Annotated in this window: 14 protein-coding genes; 8 read left to right on the forward strand and 6 right to left on the reverse strand. The window is 56.3% G+C overall.

Annotation, left to right across the window (positions count from 1 at the left end; genetic code table 11):
- Positions 1-6 precede the first annotated feature (6 nt).
- Positions 7-423 carry a VOC family protein gene (locus CLM71_RS16220; RefSeq protein ID WP_105231899.1) on the reverse strand — a complete coding sequence of 139 codons (417 nt, stop codon included), beginning with the start codon at positions 421-423 and terminating at the stop codon, positions 7-9.
- Positions 424-552: 129 nt separating this feature from the next.
- Positions 553-1,662: a porin OmpC gene (locus tag CLM71_RS16225; RefSeq protein ID WP_105231900.1), complete on the reverse strand. Its 1,110-nt coding sequence runs from the start codon at positions 1,660-1,662 to the stop codon at positions 553-555.
- A gap of 715 nt (positions 1,663-2,377) precedes the next feature.
- Between CLM71_RS16225 and CLM71_RS16230 the strand changes: the two genes are divergently transcribed.
- From CLM71_RS16230 to rcsB, 4 genes are read left to right on the forward strand one after another with little or no spacing between them, the layout of a single operon-like run.
- Positions 2,378-2,782, forward strand: coding sequence for a DUF4186 domain-containing protein (locus CLM71_RS16230; RefSeq protein WP_105231901.1), 405 nt, complete (start codon positions 2,378-2,380; stop codon positions 2,780-2,782).
- Positions 2,783-2,836: 54 nt separating this feature from the next.
- The gene (locus tag CLM71_RS16235; protein ID WP_105231902.1) at positions 2,837-3,991 is read left to right on the forward strand and encodes an MFS transporter; all 1,155 of its coding nucleotides are present in this window, start codon (positions 2,837-2,839) and stop codon (positions 3,989-3,991) included.
- 20 nt (positions 3,992-4,011) lie between these two features.
- On the forward strand, positions 4,012-6,726 hold the full coding sequence (gene rcsD / locus CLM71_RS16240; RefSeq protein WP_105231903.1) for a phosphotransferase RcsD: 2,715 nt from the start codon (positions 4,012-4,014) through the stop codon (positions 6,724-6,726).
- Complete coding sequence (gene rcsB, locus CLM71_RS16245; protein WP_105231904.1) at positions 6,719-7,369, forward strand: response regulator transcription factor RcsB; 651 nt, start codon at positions 6,719-6,721, stop codon at positions 7,367-7,369. Before rcsD ends, rcsB begins: the two co-directional genes overlap by 8 nt.
- Before the next feature lie 54 nt (positions 7,370-7,423).
- Here rcsB and rcsC read toward each other — a convergent pair whose 3' ends face one another.
- Together rcsC and gyrA are read right to left on the reverse strand one after the other, a co-directional pair.
- Positions 7,424-10,303: a two-component system sensor histidine kinase RcsC gene (rcsC, locus tag CLM71_RS16250; protein WP_105231905.1), complete on the reverse strand. Its 2,880-nt coding sequence runs from the start codon at positions 10,301-10,303 to the stop codon at positions 7,424-7,426.
- 157 nt (positions 10,304-10,460) lie between these two features.
- Positions 10,461-13,103, reverse strand: coding sequence for a DNA topoisomerase (ATP-hydrolyzing) subunit A (gene gyrA, locus CLM71_RS16255; RefSeq protein WP_105231906.1), 2,643 nt, complete (start codon positions 13,101-13,103; stop codon positions 10,461-10,463).
- A gap of 191 nt (positions 13,104-13,294) precedes the next feature.
- Between gyrA and ubiG the strand changes: the two genes are divergently transcribed.
- From ubiG to yfaE, 4 genes are all read left to right on the forward strand, one after another.
- Complete coding sequence (gene ubiG / locus CLM71_RS16260; protein WP_105231907.1) at positions 13,295-14,020, forward strand: bifunctional 2-polyprenyl-6-hydroxyphenol methylase/3-demethylubiquinol 3-O-methyltransferase UbiG; 726 nt, start codon at positions 13,295-13,297, stop codon at positions 14,018-14,020.
- Positions 14,021-14,453: 433 nt separating this feature from the next.
- Entirely contained in the window at positions 14,454-16,742 is a 2,289-nt protein-coding gene (nrdA, locus tag CLM71_RS16265) for a class 1a ribonucleoside-diphosphate reductase subunit alpha (RefSeq protein ID WP_105231908.1), read from the forward strand.
- A 98-nt stretch (positions 16,743-16,840) separates the two neighbouring features.
- Positions 16,841-17,971: a class Ia ribonucleoside-diphosphate reductase subunit beta gene (nrdB, locus tag CLM71_RS16270; protein WP_105231909.1), complete on the forward strand. Its 1,131-nt coding sequence runs from the start codon at positions 16,841-16,843 to the stop codon at positions 17,969-17,971.
- 1 nt (position 17,972) lies between these two features.
- The gene (yfaE, locus tag CLM71_RS16275) at positions 17,973-18,233 is read left to right on the forward strand and encodes a class I ribonucleotide reductase maintenance protein YfaE (RefSeq protein WP_105231910.1); all 261 of its coding nucleotides are present in this window, start codon (positions 17,973-17,975) and stop codon (positions 18,231-18,233) included.
- 132 nt (positions 18,234-18,365) lie between these two features.
- Here yfaE and CLM71_RS24470 read toward each other — a convergent pair whose 3' ends face one another.
- Both CLM71_RS24470 and CLM71_RS16285 read right to left on the reverse strand, forming a co-directional pair.
- On the reverse strand, positions 18,366-18,581 hold the full coding sequence (locus CLM71_RS24470) for a Hok/Gef family protein (protein ID WP_015673130.1): 216 nt from the start codon (positions 18,579-18,581) through the stop codon (positions 18,366-18,368).
- A gap of 166 nt (positions 18,582-18,747) precedes the next feature.
- The gene (locus CLM71_RS16285) at positions 18,748-19,944 is read right to left on the reverse strand and encodes a nicotinamide mononucleotide deamidase-related protein YfaY (RefSeq protein WP_105231911.1); all 1,197 of its coding nucleotides are present in this window, start codon (positions 19,942-19,944) and stop codon (positions 18,748-18,750) included.
- Positions 19,945-20,114: the final 170 nt, after the last annotated feature.

The following is a 20,114-nucleotide window of genomic DNA, read 5'->3' on the forward strand; positions in this document are numbered from 1 at the left end:
TCGTATTTAATAATTTTCCCACAGTCCGGGCGTCACTAATTCCAACAGATGGCCATCCGGGTCACGGAAATAAATACTTTCCCCGCCGCGCGGCCAGCTCATGCGCCCTTCGATTTCCACCCCGTGCTGGTTTAAGCGTTGCTCCCACTGCGGCAGCTGCGCCTTACTGACCGCGAACCCCAGATGATAGGGGCCGCTGCCGTCGTGAGGCGGTATGTAGCCCGCCTCTTCACGGAAGCCTTCCTGTGCGTCACCTTTGACAAACAGCAGCAGCACGTTCTGACCGCCAACGTTGTAAGCACGAAAGCGTGCTTTCGCCACCATCGCCGGCAGCTGTAATACGGTTTCATAAAAATGGCTGGCGCGCGGCATATCGCTGACATACAGCGCCGTTTCGATAATGCGTTCAATCGTGAGCGGCATAGGGCCTCCTGAGCAATGACTACTCAGCAAGCCTAGCCAGCGTGGATAAGACAGGCTAGCAATCCGTGCCCAACCGGCAGGCAAAAAAAACGCGGCCCGGAGGCCGCGTTATGCAAAACAACTTGAGGCTTAGAACTGGTAAACCAGACCCAGCGCCACCACGTCGTCGGTGTTGATACCAGCGGCTTTGGTGAAGTCGTTATCGTCCATCAGGTTGATTTTGTAATCAACATAGGTGGACATGTTTTTGTTGAAGTAGTAGGTCGCACCCACGTCAACATACTTCATCAGGTCCTGATCGCCGTAGCCACGCTCGATGTCCTTGCCTTTAGACTGCAGGTAAGCCACGGAAGGACGCAGGCCGAAGTCGAACTGGTACTGAGCAACCAGTTCAATGTTCTGCGCTTTGTTGGCGTAGCCGTAAGCGGTGCCTTTGCTACCGCCGAAACGGGTTGCGTTGTAAGACTGGGTGTACATCGCCGCCAGGTAGACGTTGTTGGCGTCATACTTCAGGCCGCCGCTGTACGCTTCAGCCTTGTCGCCGCTGCCCAGAATACCTGGGTTTTTGTAACCATTCTGCTCATTGGTACGGTCAGAAGAGAAGTAAGCCGCCGCCGCGCTGATGCCGTAGCCCAGATCGTAGGTGGCAGACATGCCATAGCCATCGCCGTTCTGCGCCAGCACGTCGCGACCGTTGTTGGACTCTTCAGCGCTGTCGTTTTTACCCTGGTACTGCAGGGCGAAGTTCAGGCCGTCAACCAGACCGAAGAAGTCATTGTTACGGTAGGTCAGCACGCCGCTAGAACGTTGGAACAGGAAGTTGTCCGCGCCGTAGGTGTCGCCGCCGAATTCCGGCAGCACGTCGGTCCAGGCGCCGATGTCGTACAGCACGCCGTAGTTACGGCCGTAGTCCAGTGAGCCGTAGTCGCCGAAACGCAGACCGGCGAAGCCGACACGGGTGTAGGAATCGTTTTCGTTTTCAGTCTTGTTCAGCTGAACCTGATATTCCCACTCACCGTAACCGGTCAGCTGGTCGCTGATCTGAGTTTCGCCACGCAGGCCGAAACGCAGGTAAGACTGGTCGCCATCAGTGCCATTGTCGTCAGAGAAATAGTGAAGACCATCGATTTTACCGAACAAATCCAGTTTATTACCGTCTTTGTTGTAGATTTCCGCTGCGCCTGCGGTGCCGGCAACCAGCATCGCAGGGACAATCAGGGAGAGTACTCGAAGTTTCATCGTTATTATCCTCGTTAATTATGTCGAGCTACGGCCACTGCCCTTTTGAGCATTATTAGCACGACTGTGCATTACCATTCTGGTAACACGGGTTATATTAATCCAGAAAGAAAATGATACCAAGTGTCCAAGAGTGTTTCTATCGAGCAAGTAAAGGTTGCAAAATGTAAATACCGGCGAACTTTCACAAAAACTTACCGACAAACAAAATAGCGCATCTAAAGACAAAAAATGAATTTAATTTAATAAATTCACTAAGTTATACAAAACCTTAAACTAATGTAGAATTCCATACAAAAATAGCGATCAATAAGCACATACTGTCAAAATATTCCCCTCAAACAGCCACTATAATTCACTCGCTATCATCATTATTTTCATTATTACCTTCATTATCGTAATGATAACCCCTGTACTTTACAGCCGGCCCCCGGGCCGGTTTTTTATTGTCTTTTTACCGCCGACCATACGCCTGCTGGCAAACTATCCGACCAGAAATAATCACTTACAGAAATAATCCCTGATTTAAACTTCCGCACTTATCGCTAAACGTTTTATTTATTTTGGTCTACACATTGATAGCTGGAAAATAAATAAACACTTTCGGCGTAATTATTGACCAGCAAGATAATAAGTATCACCGCCGGCCAGCGTTCGTCGCCCGTCATAAAATCTGTTATTCTTGCCGGGTGATTATTGCTTACGGCAACCCCATATGCACTCTCAACTCGAAACCCGATGGCAGCGGCTACAGACCTCGCCATTCCGCGCCAAATTCCGCCTGAACGATAAAGATCGGCTCTACCTGGAAAAGAAAGGCCTCGCCGTGATCCTCAGCCACGCACGCGATTTCATCGACCAGCGTCTGGCCGACGCCCAGCCCAAAAACGACGGTAAACAGACGCCGATGCGCGGCCACCCGGCGTTTGTCGCCCAACACGCCACCGCTACCTGCTGTCGCGGCTGCCTGGCGAAATGGCATGCCATTCCCGCCGGCCAGGCGCTGAACGAACAACAGCGGCGCTACATCGTGCAGTTAATTGCCCTGTGGCTGGTGCGCAAAGCCGGCGCGCAGGCCGACGAGTGCGCAAATGTTTTCGACCCCGATCGCGCTTTGTGATAAAAACACACCACAACTTAAGCCACCATTTCCTAACAGATCCTTGATGCCCACATGACATCCACTTTGTGCACCGAACAACAACAGCCCGGCGTTCCCGAACAGATAGCCACCCGCATCGCCTTTTTTGTCTCCGGCCTCGGCATGGCGGCCTGGGCGCCGCTGGTGCCTTTCGCCAAACTTCGTCTGAACCTGGACGATGGTTCGCTGGGACTGTTGCTGCTGTGCATCGGCGCCGGGTCGCTGCTGGCCATGCCGCTGACCGGGTTGCTGACCGGCAAGCTCGGCTGCCGGCGCGTTATCCTGCTGGCCGGGCTGGCATTGTGCGTCGATCTGCCGCTGCTGGTGCTGATGGATTCGACGCCGGGCATGGGACTGGCGCTGCTGCTGTTCGGCGCCGCCATCGGCATGATTGACGTCGCAATGAACATCCAGGCGGTGATTGTCGAACGCGCCAGCGGCCGGGCGATGATGTCCGGTTTTCACGGCTTCTTCAGCATCGGCGGGATCGCCGGCGCCGGCGGCGTCAGCCTGTTAATGTGGCTGGGGCTTAGCCCGCTCTCTGCCGTGCTGACCACGGTGCTGGCCATCGCGCTGCTGCTCGCTCTGGCTCAGAAGAACCTGCTGCGCGACAGCGACGCGCAAGACGACGGCCCGCTGTTTGTGCTGCCGCGCGGCTGGGTGATGTTTCTCGGCACGCTGTGCTTTATTATGTTTCTGGCGGAAGGCTCCATGCTGGACTGGAGCGCCCTGTTTCTGACGACGCTGCGCGGGGTCGAGCACAGCCAGGCTGGACTGGGCTATGCGCTGTTTTCCATCGCCATGACCATCGGCAGGCTGAACGGCGACCGGGTGGTCAACGCCCTGGGACGCTATAAGATATTGCTGCTCGGCAGCCTGTGCGCCGCATTGGGGCTGACGCTGGCGGTGGCCTGCGACAACGCCGTTATTGCCCTGCTGGGCTTTATGCTGGTGGGGCTGGGCGCTTCCAACGTGGTGCCGATTTTATTCAGCGCAGCGGGTAACCAGCGTGATATGCCGGCCAATCTGGCGATCGCGTCGGTAACGACCCTCGGCTATGCCGGTATTCTGGCCGGGCCGGCGCTGATCGGATTTATCGCTCAGGTCTCCAGCCTGACCGTGGCCTTCGGCTGCGTCACCGCGCTGCTGCTGGCGGTAGCCGCCAGCGCCAAAGCCGTTACCCGTTAACTCAGGACGCTGCGTCAACTATGCAAAATCAACAACTGACCATCAGTTCCGGCAATATCATCCGCTGTTTTCTGGTGTTTATTGTGCTGCTGTTTGTCAGCCTCGGCCTGTATGGCTACAACTATACCAACGCCTATCTGAGCGATAAAAAATCGGCGCTGAACACCATCGTCAAAAGCCTGCAAAAGCGCGTGGATACCTACCGCTACGTCACCGAACAGGTTTATGAACGCTTCGGCAATACGCCGATGCTGCAAGCCGCGCCGTCGGTGATGGAAACGCGTCTGCGCCCGGACGTCTACTACGTCGATAAGCCGTATAAAAAAACCGACGCGGTGATTTTCGGCAATCACGACGCCAACACGCTGGCGATGATGGCCCATATCTCCGACTATCTGGATAACCGCTGGGGCGCAAACACCGAAAACTACGCGATGTACTACCTGAACGGGCAGGATAACAGCCTGAGCCTGGTGACCACCCAATCGCTGAAAGATCTGACGTCACGCTTCCGGGATAGCTATCTGACCAACTCGGCCGAGGATCGCCGCACCGAAATGCTGCAGCAGGCCAATATGCTGGACGAACGCGAGAGTTTCTCCACCCTGCGCAAACAGCGTTTCCAGAACGCCTATTCGTTCTCTATCCGCACCACCTTTAACCAGCCGGGCCATCTGGCGACGGTGATCGCCTTCGATCTGCCGATCAACGACATTATTCCGTTCAATATGGCTCGCGCCAACTTCGAGCTACAGCCGGTCGACGACGGTGTCGATCCGGCGGGCAGCGAAGACGACACTACGACCAGCATGCCCAACACCCCGCAGGTGACGCTGTCAGGCAGTTGGGTCGAGTTCAGCGCCAGCCTGCCCAACGCGCCGCTGAACATGGTGTACCGCGTATCGGTGCTCAGCCTGGCCATCGACCTGCTGCGCAACAACATGTGGCTGCTGGTGACCAATCTGGTGCTGTTCATGCTGTCGCTGATCGCCATCTATTTTATCCGTCACCAGTATGTCCAACCGAGCGAAACGCTGGCCGACGAGCTGGACGCCGAGCGGGCGCTGAATCAGGAGATTATCGCCAGCCTGCCTTCGGGACTGCTGGTGTATGACTTCGCCAGCAATACGGTGATCGCCAGCAACAAGATTGCCGAGCACCTGCTGCCGCATCTCAGCCTGCAGAAAATCGCCCATATGGCGCAGCAACATCACGGCGTAATCCAGGCCACGGTCAACAACGAAGTGTATGAGATACGCATCTTCCGCAGCCAGCTGACGCCGGAAACCTATCTGTTCCTGCTGAACGATCAGGACAAAGAGGTGATGGTCAACAAACGCCTGCAGCAGGCACGCCGCGAATACGATAAAAACGTGCAGGCGCGCAAGCTGATGCTGCATAACCTCGGCATTGAGCTGAACCAGCCGATGCAGCAGATTCACGACATGGCCGACCGGCTGCGCACCCAAGCGGACCCGCAGCAGCAACAGCAGCTGGTGAACCAACTGTTTGATGAGTCGGCGTCGGTACTGGCGCTGATCGACAATATCACCCTGCTTACCCGCCTGGAAACGCAGGACTGGCAGCCGGCCAGCCAGCCGTTCAGCCCGGCCGCGCTGGTGGATGAACTGCTTAGAGAGGTGCTGCCGGCGCTCAACCGTAAAGGTCTGGCGCTGTTCAACCACTATCAGCTCGACGTCAACCAAACGTATATCGGCGATGCCAACGCCCTGCGCAAGGCGCTGTCGCTGCTGATCCGCTACGCCATTATCACCACCGCCTACGGCAAGATTTCCGTCGTCGTTAACCACGAGCCGGAACGTCCGGAGCAGCTGGTGTTCCATATCAACGACACCGGCGCAGGCATCTCCAACGAAGAGATCAGCAACCTGAACTATCCGTTCCTCAGCCAGACGCTGGTCGACCGCTTCGACCACGGTTCCGGCCTGACGTTTTTCCTCTGCAACCAGCTGTGTAAAAAACTTAACGGCCAGTTGGATATCCGCAGCAAGGTGGATATCGGCACGCGTTACACCATTCGCGTACCGATGGCGCTGGAGCGCCAGGACGAGGAAGAGCAGGAGAAACTGCTGGACGGCGTCACCGCCCTGCTGGAAGTGACCTCCGACGAGATCCGCGGCATCGTCACCCGTCTGCTGCATGCCTACGGCGCTGACTGCATCATCGCCGACGACCGGAAAATCAAGCGCGACTACGACGTGCTGCTGACCGATAATCCGCAGCGGGCCGATGACTATACCCTGTTGCTCAGCAGCGACGAGAACGGCTGGCAGCAGCTGAACAAACGCTATATTCGCGTCAACTACAACCTCGGCAGCGCGATGATCGATGCCATTCTGCTGCTGATTGAACAGCAGATGGCGGCGCTGGATCAGCCGGAAAACCCGCCTGAAATCGGCGCAGATGATATCCAACTGTATGAAAAACAGCTGAAATCAAGTGATTACTATGGCTTGTTTATCGACACAGTACCCGATGACATCAAAAAACTGTATACTGAGGCGGGCAGCGGTGATTTCGAGGCGCTGTCTCAAACTGCTCACCGCCTGAAGGGGGTGTTTGCCATGTTAAACTTGCTTCCCGGCAAGCAACTGTGTGAATCGCTAGAACAGCACATCGCTGACGGTGATGCGCTTAAGATCGAGAACAACATCAGTCAGATTGATTTTTTCGTCAGTAGACTGCTGCAGCAAGGTAACCAACTACATGAATAACCTGAACGTAATTATTGCTGATGACCATCCTATCGTACTGTTTGGCATCCGGAAGTCACTCGAGCAAATTGAATGGGTGAATGTCGTTGGGGAATTTGAAGACTCAACAGCGCTGATCAACAGTCTGTCCAAACTGGACGCCAATGTACTGATCACCGACCTGTCCATGCCCGGCGACAAATACGGCGATGGCATTACGCTGATTAAATACATCAAACGCCATTATCCGCAACTGTCGATCATCGTCCTGACCATGAACAACAACCCGGCCATTCTCAGCGCGGTGCTGGATTTGGACATCGAAGGCATCGTACTGAAACAGGGCGCGCCGACCGATCTGCCGAAAGCACTGGCGGCGCTGCAGAAAGGCAAGAAGTTTACGCCGGAAAGCGTGTCGAAACTGCTGGAGAAAATCAGCGCCAGCGGCTACGGCGACAAACGTCTGTCGCCGAAAGAGAGCGAAGTGTTGCGCCTGTTCGCCGAAGGCTTCCTGGTGACCGAAATCGCCAAGAAACTGAACCGCAGCATCAAAACCATCAGCAGCCAGAAAAAATCGGCAATGATGAAGCTGGGCGTCGACAACGACATCGCCCTGCTCAACTACCTCTCTTCCGTCAGTATGACACAGTTGGATAAAGACTAATCCATCCTGAAACGGGGCCTGAAGGCCCCGTTTTTTTATCCCCGCAAACCTGCCCTACTCCGCATCTTCGCGCGCCGTATCCTGATTCTGCTTGCGCACGATGGCGGAATAGACCGCCAGCGTCTCTGCCAGCGTATCCAGCGTTACCGGTTTGGACAGGCAGTTATCCATGCCGGCCTCAATACAGCGCTGTTTTTCTTCCGCCAGCGCGTTAGCCGTTACGCCAATCACCGGCGAGGTGAAATTCAGCTCACGCAGCCGCTGAGTCAGGCGATAGCCGTCCATATTCGGCATGTTCACGTCGGTCAGCACGATATCCACGCTCTCATGGTTCAATACCCCCAGCGCGTCGACGCCGTCATTGGCGGTCACTACCCGATATCCCAGCGATGTCAGCTGGTCGGAGAGCAGGCGGCGATTGATCGGATGGTCATCAACCACCAGCAGGCGGATATCTCCGTTGTCGATGCCGCAATTTTTACTTGGCGACGGCAGCGGCATCAGCGCCTTGGCATGACCGTCCTCAAGACCAAACAGCCGGTTGAGCAGGCCAATGGTCTCACGCGGCGTGGAAGTACTGTGCCGCCAGTAGCCCGGATGCAGCTCCTGCGACGGGCCGATATGTTCGGTCGAGAAATAGATATGCGCCAGCAGCGGCGTATTCACCTGCAGATCGTAATCGCTGAGCAGTACGTCGCCGGCGGCAGTGGCCTGACCTTCGTAGCGCAATACCGCCGCGCCGCGCGCATCCAGCAACGCCATCAGATACTGCTCCAGCCGCTGGTTGCGTACGTCCAGCCATAGCGTTTTGCCCTGCCAGGCGTCGCTCGGCTGCGGCGCCGGGTATTGCGCGTTAAACAGCGGCAGACGAACAGAGAACATGCTGCCCAGCCCCGGTTCGGACTCCACGGCGATATCGCCGTCCATCATGTTGATCAGTTTCTCACAGATCGCCAACCCCAGGCCGGTGCCCTGGAAATGGCGCTGCACGCCGGTGCCCACCTGGAAGAACGGATCAAACAGCCGGCTCACCTCTTTCTCCGGGATCCCCACACCGGTATCGCGCGCGCTGAAGATCAGGTAATTATCCTGCGCGCAGACCTGCAAAATAATACAGCCGGTATCGGTAAACTTGATGGCGTTATTCAACAGGTTCGACAGCACCTGCTGCAGACGCACCGGATCGCCCGAAATGCGCTCCGGCACGCTCTGTTCAATAAAGCAGTACAGCCCCAGGCGCTTTTTCACCACCAGCGGCAGATAGTTGCCGGCAATGTGGGTAATCACCTCCAGGCAAGAAAACTCGCGCGGCTCAATCTTCAGCTGTTCGGACTCGATTTTCGAGAAATCCAGAATATCACTGATGATTTTCAGCAGCAGGCTGGATGAGTTATTCATCGCGTTGACCAGCCGGTCGACCCCCTCCGGCAGCGCCTTGGTCTGCAGCAGGTCAAGGTTGCCGATAATGCCGTACAGCGGGGTGCGCAGCTCATGACTGACCGTCGCCAAAAACATGGATTTCGACTGGCTGGCCTGTTCCGCCGCCGCCGCCATCTCCTGCAGCGACTCTTCCATCTTCACGCGCGCGCTGACGTCCACCAGCACGCAAATCGCCACATCTTCGTTGCGATAGCGGGAATGGACGAAGCTGATCTGCAGATTGTTGTTGTCGCTGGTCATCACATCGACAAAATTCACCTGCTGCTCGCAGATAATGCGCGTGATGCGGTCACGATCCTCATGCGTCAACATATTGATATAGTTGTGCGCCAGCTCGTTACTGAGGATATTGGTGCCGTCGCTGATGCGCAGAATACAGATGCCCACCGGCGCTGACGCGACAATCTTGCGGTTAAACTGCTCATGTTCCTCCAGCCGGAAGGCATTCTCCTCCGCCGGCAGGAACATTTTGCGCTCAAACAGCCAGGCCAGGGTAAACAGTATGATGGCCGACAGCAGATTCAGCAGCACCGCGTTGAGAATCAGCATTTTGAAGCGTTCAAGCACGCTCTTGACCGGCAGCGAATAGACGATGCTGAGCGACGAAGGCGGCAGCGCCTTTTTCATGATTAAATCATGATAGCTGTCCACATAGCCGAAATAGGCATGCTCTTCGGGATAGCTGTTCAGCGCTGACGCGTAGCGTTCACCGTCAGTCAGCCGCAGTATCGGCTGATCGTTTTCATCCAGCAGCGTCACGCCGACCGGCAGCGTGCCCGGCGTGACGAAATCTTCCAGCCGGATGGTCTGTTCAATGCCCAGCAAGGCTTCCAGCTTATTGCCGATATAAATTGGCGCCAACACATACAGATACCCCACATCCGGACGCTGCTGGCTGGGGCTTATCCAATAAAGGTTGCTGTCTTTATCCTGGTTTTTGGCGTTGCGGTAGGTCAGGATGCGTTCATGCAGCGACTTCAGGGTGTTTTCGCGGTCTGCGACGTCATTGCCCTTGCCAAATTCCGCCATGCACAGGCTGTCGCCGCCGATAAAGAAGACCCGGTTCAGATCGTAAGCCGCGACGAAGTTTTCTTTCCAATACTGAATCAGGCTGCTGAGTGAATCGAGGGAAGTGCGATAGTTGGTGTTCAGCGAACAGTTTGACTCCGGATACAGCGGGAAAAATTCCGGCGGCGCGCTTTTACCCGGGAAAATCCCGCCCAGAATATCCAGGCTGCTGACGGAACCGTTCAGCCGGTTTTCCGCCATATATTTGATATCACGAATGATATCCGCCGAGTGGCGGATGTAGCCCTGCGCCTGATCGAAGTTCAGGTTATATTCCTGCCGCAGTTCCGACTCTTTATCGTGCAGGATATTCAGAATATAAAACGTGCTCAGCAGCGCGCCCAGCGACCACAGCAAAACGGCCAGCACCCGGAACATGTAGCGGGAAATTTTTAGCGTGGTACGGAAAGAGGCCAAGTATTTCAATCGGATACCATACAAAAGTGGAGGGATAACGCACGCGTTAAGCGCGGGTCAGCGCCTGGAAAACTGTCGCAATTAAACCATATATCTGAAAAAGGGCCTAGCATCGCTGCTAAGCCCTGTTTTCATCACTCTCACCGACGGGGAAATCCCCTACGGATCAGGCTTCTTCGCCGTCCGTATCGTCAGCGGCAGCGTCGCCGTCATCGTCCAGCGGCGCGGCGTCTTCTTCCGGTACTTCACCCGGTTCAAGACTGTCCAGCTCTTCATCTTCAACCGGTTCGGCCACGCGCTGCAGGCCGACGACATTTTCGTCTTCCGCAGTACGAATCAGCGTCACGCCCTGGGTATTACGGCCCACCACGCTGACCTCCGAGACGCGGGTACGCACCAGCGTGCCGGCATCGGTGATCATCATGATCTGGTCAGTGGTTTCCACCTGCACCGCACCGACAACCTGGCCGTTACGTTCGCTGACCTTGATGGAGATAACCCCCAGGGTCGCGCGCGACTTGGTCGGATATTCGGTGACCGCGGTGCGTTTACCGTAACCATTTTGCGTAACGGTCAGGATATCGCCTTCGCCGCGCGGCACAATCAGGGAAACCACGCTGTCGCCTTCGCCCAGGTTGATGCCGCGAACGCCGGTGGCGGTACGGCCCATGGAGCGCACCTGAGATTCCGGGAAGCGCACCACTTTACCGTTGGCGGAGAACAGCATCACTTCGTTGCTGCCGTCAGTCAGGTCGACGCCGATCAGTTCATCGCCCTCATTGAGGTTAACCGCAATGATGCCGGCGCTGCGCGGACGGCTGAACTCGGTCAACGCCGTTTTCTTCACCGTGCCGCTGGCGGTCGCCATAAACACGTGACGCCCTTCTTCATACTCGCGCACCGGCAGAATCGCGGTGATACGCTCGTTGGCTTCCAGCGGCAACAGGTTGACGATTGGACGCCCGCGCGCGCCGCGGCTCGCTTCCGGCAACTGATAGACCTTCATCCAGTACAGACGGCCACGGCTAGAGAAGCACAGAATGGTGTCATGGGTGTTGGCCACCAGCAGACGGTCGATAAAGTCTTCTTCTTTGATCCGCGCGGCGGACTTGCCTTTGCCGCCGCGACGCTGGGCTTCATAGTCGCTCAACGGCTGGTACTTGACGTATCCCTGATGCGACAGGGTGACCACAACGTCTTCCTGGTTGATCAGATCTTCGATGTTGATATCGGAAGAGTTGGCGGTGATTTCCGTGCGGCGCTCGTCGCCGAACTGATCGCGGATTGCCACCAGCTCTTCGCGGATCACTTCCATCAGACGTTCCGGGCTTTCCAGAATAAAGATCAGCTCGGCGATCGTGTTGAGCAGCTCTTTATATTCGTCCAGCAGTTTTTCGTGTTCCAGACCGGTCAGCTTTTGCAGACGCAGATCCAAAATCGCCTGTGCCTGCTGTTCGGTCAGGTAGTATTTACCGTCGCGAATGCCGAATTCCGGCTCCAGCCACTCAGGACGCGCGGCGTCGTCGCCGGCACGCTCCAGCATCGAGGCCACGTTGCCCAGTTCCCACGGTTTGGCCACCAGCCCGGCCTTCGCTTCCGCCGGCGTCGGCGCCTGACGAATCAGCTCGATAATCGGGTCGATGTTAGCCAGCGCAACGGCCAGCGCTTCCAGGATATGGGCGCGGTCACGCGCTTTGCGCAGTTCGAAGATGGTACGACGGGTCACCACTTCACGGCGGTGGCGCACAAAGGCTTCCAGGATGTCTTTCAGGTTCAGCAGCTTCGGCTGCCCCTGATGCAGCGCCACCATGTTGATGCCGAAGGTCACCTGCATTTGCGTCTGCGCGTAGAGGTGGTTCAGCACCACTTCCCCTACCGCGTCGCGGCGCACTTCGATCACGATGCGCATGCCTTCTTTATCAGACTCGTCGCGCAGCGCGCTGATGCCTTCCACGCGCTTGTCTTTCACCAGCTCGGCGATCTTTTCGATCAGCCGCGCCTTGTTCACCTGATACGGGATCTCATGAACGATGATGGTTTCGCGGCCGGTTTTGGCGTCCGCTTCCACTTCGGCGCGGGCGCGGATATACATCTTGCCGCGGCCGGTGCGGTAAGCTTCTTCAATGCCGCGACGGCCGTTGATAATCGCCGCGGTCGGGAAGTCCGGCCCCGGGATATGTTCCATCAGCCCTTCGATGCTGATGTTTTCATCATCAATATAGGCCAGACAGCCGTTGATCACTTCAGACAGGTTGTGCGGCGGAATATTGGTCGCCATACCTACGGCGATACCGGAGGAACCGTTGATCAGCAGGTTGGGGATCTTGGTCGGCATCACCGCCGGCATCTGCTCGCTGCCGTCATAGTTCGGCACGAAATCGACGGTTTCTTTTTCCAGATCCGCCAGCAGTTCGTGAGCAATTTTCGACATGCGCACTTCGGTATAACGCATCGCCGCGGCGGAGTCGCCGTCGACAGAACCGAAGTTGCCCTGACCGTCCACCAGCATATAGCGCAGTGAGAACGGCTGAGCCATACGCACTATTGTGTCGTAGACCGCGCTGTCACCGTGCGGGTGGTATTTACCGATCACGTCACCGACGACACGGGCGGATTTTTTATAGGGTTTATTCCAGTCGTTACCCAGTACATTCATCGCGTACAGAACGCGGCGGTGCACCGGTTTCAATCCATCGCGAACATCCGGCAGCGCACGTCCGACAATAACGGACATTGCATAATCCAGATACGAGCTTTTCAGCTCTTCTTCGATGTTTACCGGTGTGATTTCTCTGGCAAGGTCGCTCATGGAGCTGCTATCCCTCATACTGAATGATTCATCTGCCCTGGCATAGTGCCAAAGGTGTAAAACTATATCACAAAGCGCGCTTTACGGGAAAAATATACCCGCCTTTGTCGGCAAAAATGCGCCGACGGCGACAGGGGGACGACAGAACATGTATAATCCGCCGCAAAGAGAACAAGGAGCCCAACACGCCCATGAATGCTGAATCATCCGGCCGCGCTGCCAACGTCGACCAACAGGAAATCGCCAAATTCGAAGCCGTCGCCTCACGCTGGTGGGATCTGGAAGGTGAATTCAAACCGCTGCACCGCATTAATCCGCTGCGCCTGAACTACATTATGCAGCACGCCGACGGCATCTTTGACAAACAAGTGCTCGACGTCGGCTGTGGCGGCGGCATTCTGGCCGAAAGCATGGCGCGCGAAGGCGCACAGGTCACCGGACTGGATATGGGGGCGGAACCGCTGCAGGTGGCGCGGCTGCACGCCCTGGAAAGCGGCGTTGACGTCAGCTACGTACAGGAAACGGTCGAGAGCCATGCCGAAGCCAATCCGCAACGGTATGACGTCGTCACCTGCATGGAGATGCTCGAGCACGTGCCGGATCCGGCCTCGGTGGTGCGCGCCTGTGCGCAACTGGTCAAGCCGGGCGGCCATGTGTTCTTCTCCACCATCAACCGCAACACCAAAGCCTGGCTGATGGCGGTGGTCGGTGCCGAGTATATTTTGAAGATGGTGCCGCAGGGCACGCACGACCATAAGAAGTTTATCCGCCCTTCCGAGCTTATCCGCTGGGTCGACGGCACCGCGCTGCGGGAAAAGCACATGATCGGCCTGCATTACAACCCGATCACCGACCATTTCAAGCTGGGACGCAACGTTGACGTGAACTATATGGTTCATACCCAACACGTTGGCTAAGTGCCCTCACCCCGCGCCGGACGTGCTCTGATAACGTCCGGCGTGTCAAGCATTACACACAGAATGTCGCGCTTTTTCCGCTTTGATACTGAAAACGCTATATAAACTGTTTTTAATCATATTAAGTTCGATCAATATGCCGTTTTTATCTAACGTTTAAGAAATCGGCAATCGATCAAATTTTTGTAAACCAGAGGAAAATCTTATCGCGCTTATTGACAACCTTCGGGGCCAGACACGGCGCGCACTGGCAACGCACCCCCACATTTCACCCCCAAGTTATCCACAAAATCGGGCCATTTTGTTCACTTGCAAACCCCCGGCTTTCTCACTATCTTGTTACCACATCAATACACACCCCCTATATATAGTGTTTACATACTGAGCAGAGCGACTACACTTCTGCTTAGGGGAATCACACGGACAGGTAAAAATGAACCAAAGTCTACTTGTAACTAAACGCGATGGGCGTAAAGAGCGCATCAACCTCGACAAAATCCACCGGGTCATCGACTGGGCCGCGGAAGGTTTACACAACGTCTCGGTATCTCAAGTAGAGTTGCGTTCACATATCCAGTTTTATGACGGCATCAAAACCGCCGATATCCATGAAACCATCATCAAGGCGGCGGCCGATCTGATCTCGCGCGACGCGCCGGATTACCAGTACCTGGCCGCGCGTCTGGCGATCTTCCACCTGCGTAAAAAAGCTTACGGCCAGTTTGAGCCGCCGAAGCTGCACGAGCACGTGGTGCGCATGGTTGAGATGGGTAAATACGATAAGCATCTGCTGGAAGACTACAGCGTCGAAGAGTTCGAGCAGATGAATGACTTTATCGACCACTGGCGCGACATGAACTTCTCTTACGCAGCGGTTAAACAGCTGGAAGGGAAATACCTGGTGCAGAACCGCGTCAGCGGCGAAATCTACGAGAGCGCGCAGTTCTTGTATATTTTGGTGGCCGCGTGCCTGTTCTCCAACTATCCGCGTGAAACCCGTCTGGACTACGTCAAACGTTTCTACGACGCGATTTCCACCTTCAAGATTTCTCTGCCTACGCCGATTATGTCCGGCGTGCGCACCCCGACCCGCCAGTTCAGCTCTTGCGTGCTGATCGAGTGCGGCGACAGCCTGGATTCCATCAACGCCACCTCCAGCGCCATTGTGAAATACGTTTCCCAACGCGCCGGTATCGGCATCAACGCCGGCCGCATCCGCGCGCTGGGCAGCCCGATCCGCGGCGGCGAAGCGTTCCACACCGGCTGTATCCCGTTCTACAAACACTTCCAGACTGCGGTGAAATCCTGCTCTCAGGGCGGCGTACGCGGCGGCGCGGCGACGCTGTTCTACCCAATGTGGCATCTGGAAGTTGAAAGCCTGCTGGTGCTGAAGAACAACCGCGGCGTTGAAGGCAACCGCGTACGTCACATGGACTACGGCGTGCAGCTGAACCGCCTGATGTACCAACGTCTGATCAAGGGCGGCGACATCACCCTGTTCAGCCCGTCCGACGTGCCGGGCCTGTACGATGCGTTCTTCGCCGATCAGGATGAATTCGAGCGCCTGTACACCCAATACGAGCAGGACAGCAGCATCCGCCAGAAACGTGTGAAAGCGGTTGAGCTGTTCTCGCTGATGATGCAGGAGCGCGCCTCTACCGGCCGTATCTACATCCAGAACGTTGACCACTGCAACACCCACAGCCCGTTTAATCCGCAGATCGCGCCGGTGCGCCAGTCCAACCTGTGCCTGGAAATCGCCCTGCCGACCAAACCGCTGGAAGACGTCAACGACGAAAACGGCGAAATTGCGCTGTGTACGCTGTCGGCCTTCAACCTGGGCGCCATTGAGCACCTGGATGAACTGGAAGAGCTGGCGACCCTGGCGGTACGTGCGCTGGATGCGCTGCTGGACTACCAGGATTACCCGATCACCGCAGCCCACCGCGGCGCCATGGGCCGTCGTACTCTGGGCATCGGCGTTATCAACTACGCCTACTACCTGGCGAAACACGGCGTGCGTTACTCCGACGGCAGCGCCAACAACCTGACGCACAAGACCTTTGAAGCCATTCAGTACTACCTGCTGAAAGCCTCCAACCGTCTGGCGCAGGAGCAAGGCGCCTGCCCGTGGTTCAACGAAACCACCTATGCGCAAGGCATTCTGCCGATCGACACCTACAAGAAAGATCTGGATGTCATCTGCCAGGAGCCGCTGCACTACGACTGGGAAACGCTGCGTAAAGAGATTCAGGAAACCGGCCTGCGTAACTCCACGCTGTCCGCGCTGATGCCGTCGGAAACCTCCTCGCAGATTTCCAACGCCACCAACGGCATTGAGCCGCCGCGCGGCCACATCAGCATCAAAGCGTCGAAAGACGGCATTCTGCGCCAGGTGGTGCCGGAATACGAACGTCTGAAAGAAGCCTACGAGCTGCTGTGGGACATGCCGAGCAACGACGGCTATCTGCAGCTGGTCGGCCTGATGCAGAAGTTTATCGACCAGTCGATTTCGGCCAATACCAACTATGACCCGACCCGCTTTACCGGCGGCAAGGTGCCGATGAAGCAGTTGCTCAAAGACCTGCTCACCACTTACAAGTTCGGTGTGAAGACGCTGTATTATCAAAACACCCGTGACGGCGCCGAAGACGTTCAGGAAGATATTCTGCCGGCCAAAGGCGGCGATGACGACTGCGAAAGCGGCGCCTGCAAGATTTAATTAACGCTGAGGGCCGGGCGTTCGGCCCCTACAAAGTTCGCACGTAGGGGCCGGTATAATCCGGCCCCTACCTGTGTGGTATCAAAGGATTCAGGCTCATGGCTTACACCACTTTTTCTCAGAATAAAAACGATCAACTGCTCGAACCGATGTTCTTTGGCCAATCGGTCAACGTCGCGCGTTTCGACCAGCAAAAATATGAAATTTTTGAAAAGCTGATCGAAAAACAGCTGTCCTTCTTCTGGCGCCCGGAAGAAGTGGACGTTTCCCGCGACCGCATCGACTATCAGGCTCTGCCGGAACACGAGAAACATATCTTCATCAGCAACCTGAAGTATCAGACGCTGCTGGACTCCATTCAGGGACGCAGCCCGAACGTCGCCCTGCTGCCGCTGATTTCGATCCCTGAGCTGGAAACCTGGGTGGAAACCTGGTCCTTCTCCGAAACCATTCACTCCCGCTCCTACACCCATATCATCCGCAATATCGTCAACGATCCGGCGCTGGTGTTTGACGACATCGTCACCAACGAAGAGATCAAAAAACGTGCGAAAGACATTTCGTCCTACTACGACGATCTGATTGCGATGACCGGCTATTACCATCTGCTGGGGGAAGGCGAGCATCAGGTGAACGGTAAAACCATTACCGTCAATCTGCGCGCGCTGAAAAAACAGCTGTATCTGTGCCTGATGAGCGTCAACGCGCTGGAAGCGATCCGCTTCTACGTCAGCTTCGCCTGTTCATTCGCCTTTGCCGAGCGCGAGCTGATGGAAGGCAACGCCAAAATCATCAAGCTGATCGCCCGTGACGAAGCGCTGCACCTGACCGGCACCCAGCATATGCTGAACCTGATGCGCTCCGGCGCCGACGACCCGGAAATGGCCGAGATCGCCGTCGAATGTCAGCAGCAGTGCTATGACCTGTTCGTTCTGGCCGCACAGCAAGAAAAAGAGTGGGCCGAATACCTGTTCAGCGGCGGCTCGATGATCGGCCTGAACAAAGACATCCTGTGCCAGTACGTGGAATACATCACCAACATCCGCATGCAGGCCGTCGGGCTGGGCGCGCCGTTCGAAACGCGCTCCAACCCTATCCCGTGGATCAACGCCTGGCTGGTGTCCGACAACGTCCAGGTGGCGCCGCAGGAAGTGGAAGTCAGTTCTTACCTGGTCGGCCAGATCGACTCTGAAGTCAACGCCGACGATCTGAGCGACTTCGAGCTCTAAGATGGCAACGCCAACCGTCACGCTGCGGGCTTCCGGCACGCAGCTAAACTGTCCGGCGCATGAAAACAGCCTGCTCGACGTGCTGGAGTTGCACGACGTGCAGGTGGAATATCAGTGCCGTTCCGGCTATTGCGGCGCTTGTCGGCTCAAGCTGGTGAAAGGCCAGGTGATCTATCGCCAGCAGCCGCTGGCGTTTATCAATGACGGCGAGATCCTGCCCTGCTGCTGTATGCCGCAGGCGGATATCGAGCTGGAATTGTAAAAGGGTGCCTGAGCCAACGCCTGGATACCAGAAATAGACGGGGTAACCCGGTTGAAGCTCCGCCTCAACCCTGGCAAAACGCTGCGACAGCCTTGTCCGCCTTGCGCCATCTGAGGTTACCCCGCGCTATGATTACCGCTTCACATCACATGCCAGCGTCATGTGGATAGTAATATTCCCCTGGTCAATCTTCAGCTCGCAGAGCGAACCTTTTATCATCCCAAAGAATATTAAAACCGTAATACATACAACGACTAACAGGTGTAGCGCATATTTTTTATGCACTGCTTGCCTCCTTGCGGTGAAGGGGCTACCATACCGGTGTCTAGGCGGTATGAGCAGCCCCATTCTGATTTAGAGTCAGTCTGGGGCTTTCATTTATCCGCCCTGCCACACCATGCTCAAGACGAACAGACTCAAGCACCCGCAAGCAGAATAACAGCATTGTCCCGCGACGAATATCCCCTATAATATTATGATTAATAAGGGATATATCATTAACATCAACGATTCCTTACTCGATAATCTCCACCATCTCCAACCAGCCGTTTTTACCGCATACCTGTCCACCGGCCAGCCAGCGACGCAGCATATCCAGCGCCAGCATCGCCACCGACTCCTGCCGCAGACGCAGACCATGACGTGAGGCGCGATAGCGCACCGTCTGCCCGACGCTGCCGCGCGGCGTATGCAGCGCAATACTGACCTGCTCATCCTGCATCGCGCTGACCGCCAGCGCCAGCTGTGCGCCCGCCAGTTGCGCCAGCGATTGTGCGCGCGCGATGACCGTTTCCAGCGTTTCCAGACAGTGCGAAGGCAACAGTTCGCCCCCGGCCAGCGGCGCATCTGCGCTTTGCAACTGCAGGTTGATAAGGCCGGCGCTGAACTGTTCGCTGAGCGCCAGCTTCAGCCCCTGCTGACGCAGTTGCTGCGCCAGCGTTGCCGGCAGCCCCGCCGTGCCCTCAAAAATTGTATTGTCGCCGGCGACCTGACGCACTCGCTGCCAGGCAGCTTCCATCGCCGCGCGTTGTGTTTCCGGGCCGGTCAGCTTCAGCTCGATAATCGGGCTGGAAGAGCGGTAACCCAGCACCACGCCCTCCGGCAACGGCATACCGTCCAGCTCGGCGGCCAGATCGCTTTCCGAGCAGCCGAAGGTAGTCAACCGCAGGCACAGCGGCGGCGCGGACAGCGTAAAGTGCTGACGCAGACGCGGCACAATCTGTTCCGTGACCATGGTTTTAAATTCAGACGGTACGCCGGGCGTAAAGAACATCAGGCACTTATTCAGCCGTAGCATAAACCCACAGGCGGTGCCGACGCGGTTATCGATAAGTTCGGCGTTAGCCGGAATCTGCGCCTGCTTACGGTTCGAATCGGCCATCGGCCGGCCGCGCTCGGCGAAATACGCCTCCATGCGGGCGATCCATGCCGCCTGCTCCACCAGCTCAACGCCGGAGGCCGTCGCCGCCGCCAGCGCGCTGAGATCGTCGCTGGTCGGCCCCAGACCGCCGTTGACGATCAAGATGTCAGCGATTTGACTGCGTTCCTGCAGCGTTTCAATCAGGGAAGCGAGGCTGTCCCCCACCGTTTCACGCCCGCTCATCGGGATTCCCTGCTGGAACAGATAATCAGCCAGCCAGGCCGCATTGGTATCAATAATTTGCCCATGCAACACTTCGTCGCCGGTGCTGAGCATCTCAACCCTTAACATTGATCTCTCCCACATTTTCTGGTCATTCCACTATAGAAGTCTGTAAATAACTTTTCACTATCTATAAATCGTTTCTTATCACACTAAGCATTTTTCTGAATAACTGCACCGCCCACGAGGATGTAAACATAACTTTACACACCATGTAACGCATGTTTGACATAATTTGC

The organism is Serratia sp. MYb239 (genome assembly GCF_002966855.1).
Lineage (GTDB): Bacteria > Pseudomonadota > Gammaproteobacteria > Enterobacterales > Enterobacteriaceae > Serratia_B > Serratia_B rhizosphaerae.